The sequence below is a fragment of the Pseudomonas sp. R62 genome (assembly GCF_000257605.1).
Classification (GTDB): Bacteria; Pseudomonadota; Gammaproteobacteria; order Pseudomonadales; family Pseudomonadaceae; genus Aquipseudomonas; species Aquipseudomonas atacamensis.
Genome location: NZ_JH635999.1, coordinates 1,970,154 through 1,974,632, shown reverse-complemented (window position 1 = coordinate 1,974,632; position 4,479 = coordinate 1,970,154). Strand labels below are relative to the sequence as shown.

Sequence of the window (4,479 nt, the reverse complement as noted above, 5' to 3'; positions counted from 1 at the left end):
GCGCTACGAAGCCCTGCAGGCGAGCCCGCTGTTCGCCGGCATGCAGTACTCCGAAGACCCGGCTGTGATCAAGAAGTGGGTACCGCTGATGATGGAAGGGCGTGACCCGAACCAGAAAATCGCGGCTACCTGGAGCCCGCTGGGTACGGACATGAACTTCGGCGAAATCACCCGCCAGTTCGCCGCTCACCTGCAAACCAAACCTAACTTCGATCTGAAACTGTCGAGCGAAGTCGAAGACATCACCAAGAATGCCGATGGCACTTGGCGTGTCAGCTACAAAAACCTCAAAGACGGCAGCAAGACCGAAACCGACGCCAAGTTCGTGTTCATCGGCGCCGGCGGCGGTGCCCTGCACCTGCTGCAGAAGTCGGGCATTCCAGAAGCCAAGGAATACGCAGGCTTCCCGGTTGGCGGTTCGTTCCTGGTGACCGAGAACCCGACGATTGCCGAGCAACACCTGGCCAAGGCCTACGGCAAGGCTTCGGTTGGCGCGCCACCGATGTCGGTTCCGCACCTGGACACCCGTGTTCTGGATGGCAAGCGCGTCATTCTGTTTGGCCCGTTCGCGACCTTCAGCACCAAGTTCCTCAAGGAAGGTTCGTACTTCGACCTGCTGACCAGCACCACCACCCACAACATCTGGCCAATGACCAAGGTCGGCATCAAGGAATACCCGCTGGTCGAGTACCTTGCCGGTCAGTTGATGCTGTCGGATGAAGACCGTCTGAACGCGCTGAAGGAATACTTCCCGAACGCCAAAGCCGAAGACTGGCGCCTGTGGCAAGCCGGCCAGCGCGTGCAGATCATCAAGCGTGATGAAGCCGCTGGTGGCGTGCTGAAGCTGGGCACCGAGATCGTTGCTTCGCAAGACGGCTCGATCGCCGGCCTGCTGGGCGCATCGCCGGGCGCGTCGACCGCTGCACCGATCATGCTGAGCGTGCTGCAGAAAGTCTTCAAAGACAAAGTCGCATCCCCTGAGTGGCAGACCAAGCTGCACCAGATCGTGCCGAGCTACGGCACCCAGCTGAACAGCGATCCGGCCAAAGTGGCTGCAGAGTGGGCTTACACCGCGAAAATCCTCGAACTGCCGACGCCTCCAGCGATCGGTCAGGTAGCTGCTCCGGCGGCACCTGCGGCTGACAAAGCCGTAGCGCCGAAGGAAAACGCTGCACGTGACATGGCTCTGTAAGCAGAACCCTGACACACAAAACCCACTGAACCGGCGACGGTCAGTGGGTTTTTTTATGCAGGGTGGATTCAGGCTTTTGCAGACGCGAGATAAGCACCGAGTCGCCGCCCCATTTCTTCGCCCAGTGCCTGCAAGCCGCTCAGCGGCCGCACCATCACTTCGAACTCGACAATCTTGCCGCGCTCATCGAAGCGAATCATGTCGATACCTTTGAGTTCCTTGCTGCCGACCCTGGCGCTGAATTCGAGAATCACATTCAGGCCATCCGCCGTCGCCAACTCGCGGTGATAGGCGAAATCTTCGAAGACTTCGAACACGGTGTTGAGGATCATCGCCACCACCGGCGCGCCGGGGTAGGGCGTGTGGGCCATGGGCGAGCGGAACACAGCTTGCGGATCGAGCAGTTCGGGCAGGGCTTTGAGATTGCCGCTGCGGATCATCCCGTGCCAGCGCTCGAGGGACGCGGCGACGTTGGGCTGCAAGGCGAGGTCGGGCATGGTCACTCCGGTTTTTTATTGTTGTCGGTCGGCATGACTGTAGATCAACCGCGCCGAAAGTGGATCCTCAAGTCTCAGCCTGAATACCGCTTCATGCCCGAAGCGGATCAGATGCGCATCTGATCCGTATTTTTCTGTTTCATCTGCCTCTGTATTCAGTACAGCCACAGGCTCAGAATGCCCCGGCAGTGCGGCCAATCACCCTCCGACCTCATCCCGCAGCGTCCGGTGCACCGCACACCCAGCCTCAAGGAGCGCAACATGTACAAGATGGCGATTTTTCTCGGCGGCTTTCTGACCTTGACCATTCTGATCGGCGTGCTGGCGACGATCTCTCCAGTCTGATCCGCACGCAGCTTTTTCGAACTCTGCCGATCTCCTGCTTTCAGTTGCAGAACAGGGCCAGCACGCGCCCGTCACTGAAAGTTCGAGGAGTGAAACATGCGTACGACAACGTCACAGGGACGTTGGGTTCCTATCGGTTTGATGGTCGCCGCGTTGACCGGTTGCGCCATGAGCAACACCGATTCGCCGGTGCAGACACCCGGCCAGGCCAAGGCGTCCGACACGGAAATGCTCGAAGTCGGCGCGCAGTGGTTGCAGGACAAGCCGCCAATTCGCGCATTGAACATGTACCTCGATGGTTTCCATTTTTACAACGGTCATCCCGGCGCGCAGATGGAAGCGCATCACTACTGCTCGGCGCTCAACGAAGAAGTGTTCCAGTGTGTGATCTACGACGGCAACACCGCTGAAGCCAAACTGATGGGCGTCGAATACATCATCAGCCAGCGCCTGTTCACGCAATTGCCAGCGAAAGAAAAAGCCCTGTGGCACAGCCACGCTCACGAAGTCAGTTCTGGCCAGTTGGTCGCGCCGGGCATCCCGCAAGTGGCAGAAACGCGCTTGATGGAAAAACTCGCCAATACCTACGGCAAGACCTGGCACACCTGGCATACCGATCAGGACAAGCAACTGCCGCTGGGCGTGCCGCAGTTGATGATGGGCTTTACCGCTGACGGTCAGGCCGATGCGCAAATGATCCGCCAGCGCGATCGGCGTCTTGGCATTGATAGCGCCGAAAAGAAAAAGGCCCGCGCCGAGATCAAACCGGCGCCTGTCGCAACGGGGGCTGATGCGTGGCAGAAGGGTAATGTCATCCAGCTCAACGACCCGACCGGCCATCAACACGTCATGCCGCGCCCGGCCACGCCAAGCGATGAGAATGCCCGGAGTCAGCCGTGATTTACGGCGCGCCGAACAGCATCGTCCAGTAAACGCCGTCGTCGCTGCGCGCTTCGCTGGCGAAGCCGGCGCCGACCTGAGTGAACATCGGGTTCATCAGGTTGGCGCAGTGGCCCGGGCTGGCCAGCCAGCCGGCCATGGCTTTGCCTGGTGAGCTTTGCCCGGCAGCGATATTTTCCCCGACCTGGCGGCCGCGATAACCGGCAGCACGGGCGCGGTCGGCCGGCATGTCACCGTCGGGATCGCGGTGGGCGAAATAATTGCCGTAAGCCATGGCTTTGCTGTGGCCCTGAGCCGCTGCGCCGAGGGCGGCATTCCAGCTCAATGGCCGCGCGGCGGCAAAGCGCTGGCGGCCGCACATACGCGGCCGGGCGCGGGCAGCGTTGACCTCGGCGAGCAGCGCCTTGCCGACGCTGCGGTTGTCACCGACGCGGCTGTCGAGCACCGGTTGCGCCAGCACCACCTGCCATTGATTGCGCGAATGGCTGATGCCGATGTCGGCGTAGTTCGCATCCAGCAAGGCGCCGCAATAATCGCTCTGCAACTGATCGAAGGCCTCGTCGGCGTCTTCGGCTCCGATAATGCGGATGCTGCGCACCGTGATTGCTGAATAGCCGGAAGACTTCAACGCCTCGCGCATGCCGCCGCCGTAGCGATAGCCGATCGGCAAGGCCAGATTCGATTTCAAAGCCAAAGGCGCCAGACGCTGCGCAGGGCGGCGGTCGCAGCGTTGCGGATGGGCGCGGTAATCATTGATGGCGGCCACCAGTTCGCGCTCCGCACTGGCGTGGGCGGATTCAGTGAAAAAGGGGAACAGGCTCAGCAGGCACAGCGAAACGAAGCGAGACGAACGAACGGCGTGGCGCATGGGACGGACAGCTCTGAAAGGGGACAGCGCTAGAGTGAGGGAGCCGTGTGTGGCGGCGCGGATAGGACTGGGTTTTTTGGACTTGGTTCAGTGGCGGCAAATGCAATTGAATTGCTGTTGTTCGAACCGCTGCCTTCGCGAGCAGGCTCGCTCCCACATCGCGCTTACGGCGTACTCGGAACAACTGTGGGAGCGAGCCTGCTCGCGAAGACGCCGCCCCGGTCGACCTCTCTATCACTGGCAAACAACCACTAGCGATTCAACACATCCCCCATCCACCGCAAATACTCCCCCCGCTCGGATATCGAGTTGTGCCCCGAATCCGGCACCACCTTCAGCGTCGCCACGCCCGCAGGAAAACTCTCGAACAAGCGCTGCGTGCTGCTGCGTCCAATCACGTCGTCATCGCTGGCCGCCAACAGCAACGTCGGCGTGCGGATATGCGCCGCGTACTTGCCCGATTCAAAACGATCCTTGAGCAACCACTTCACCGGCACCCACGGGTATTGCCGTGCGGCGATTTCCTCGAGGCTGTTGAACGGCGTCACCAGAATCAGATTCTGCACCGGCCGCTGACTGGCCAGGCGCACAGCCACCCCCGAACCGAGGCTGCGACCGACCACGGCGACCTGCGGATGAGTGGCGTAGACCTGATCGAACAACGCCAGCGCATCTTC

Annotated in this window: 6 protein-coding genes; 3 read left to right on the top strand and 3 right to left on the bottom strand. The window is 61.0% G+C overall.

Annotation, left to right across the window (positions count from 1 at the left end):
- Positions 1-1,192: malate:quinone oxidoreductase (locus OQK_RS26740; protein WP_038861840.1), on the top strand; the 1,192-nt coding region annotated here is incomplete at its 5' end.
- A 68-nt stretch (positions 1,193-1,260) separates the two neighbouring features.
- On the opposite strand, the gene OQK_RS26735 is transcribed toward OQK_RS26740, so the two are convergent.
- A complete protein-coding gene (locus tag OQK_RS26735; protein WP_016775146.1) occupies positions 1,261-1,689 on the bottom strand; it encodes a nuclear transport factor 2 family protein in 429 nt (142 codons plus the stop codon).
- Positions 1,690-1,866: 177 nt separating this feature from the next.
- Between OQK_RS26735 and OQK_RS31780 the strand changes: the two genes are divergently transcribed.
- Together OQK_RS31780 and OQK_RS26725 are read left to right on the top strand one after the other, a co-directional pair.
- Positions 1,867-2,034 carry a hypothetical protein gene (locus OQK_RS31780; RefSeq protein WP_024013301.1) on the top strand — a complete coding sequence of 56 codons (168 nt, stop codon included), beginning with the start codon at positions 1,867-1,869 and terminating at the stop codon, positions 2,032-2,034.
- 96 nt (positions 2,035-2,130) lie between these two features.
- Entirely contained in the window at positions 2,131-2,934 is an 804-nt protein-coding gene (locus OQK_RS26725; protein ID WP_038861835.1) for an OBAP family protein, read from the top strand.
- A gap of 1 nt (position 2,935) precedes the next feature.
- On the opposite strand, the gene OQK_RS26720 is transcribed toward OQK_RS26725, so the two are convergent.
- Together OQK_RS26720 and OQK_RS26715 are read right to left on the bottom strand one after the other, a co-directional pair.
- On the bottom strand, positions 2,936-3,802 hold the full coding sequence (locus OQK_RS26720) for a CAP domain-containing protein (RefSeq protein WP_016775144.1): 867 nt from the start codon (positions 3,800-3,802) through the stop codon (positions 2,936-2,938).
- Between the two features lie 251 nt (positions 3,803-4,053).
- On the bottom strand, positions 4,054-4,479 hold a 426-nt coding region (locus tag OQK_RS26715), incomplete at its 5' end, for an alpha/beta hydrolase (protein ID WP_038861834.1).

Bases quoted from the DNA above. Each gene is read 5' to 3' on its own strand.
- OQK_RS26725 (WP_038861835.1), top strand. From the start codon at position 2,131: ATGCGTACGACAACGTCACAGGGACGTTGGGTTCCTATCGGTTTGATG.
- OQK_RS31780 (WP_024013301.1), top strand. From the start codon at position 1,867: ATGCCCCGGCAGTGCGGCCAATCACCCTCCGACCTCATCCCGCAGCGT.
- OQK_RS26720 (WP_016775144.1), bottom strand. From the start codon at position 3,802: ATGCGCCACGCCGTTCGTTCGTCTCGCTTCGTTTCGCTGTGCCTGCTG.
- OQK_RS26735 (WP_016775146.1), bottom strand. From the start codon at position 1,689: ATGCCCGACCTCGCCTTGCAGCCCAACGTCGCCGCGTCCCTCGAGCGC.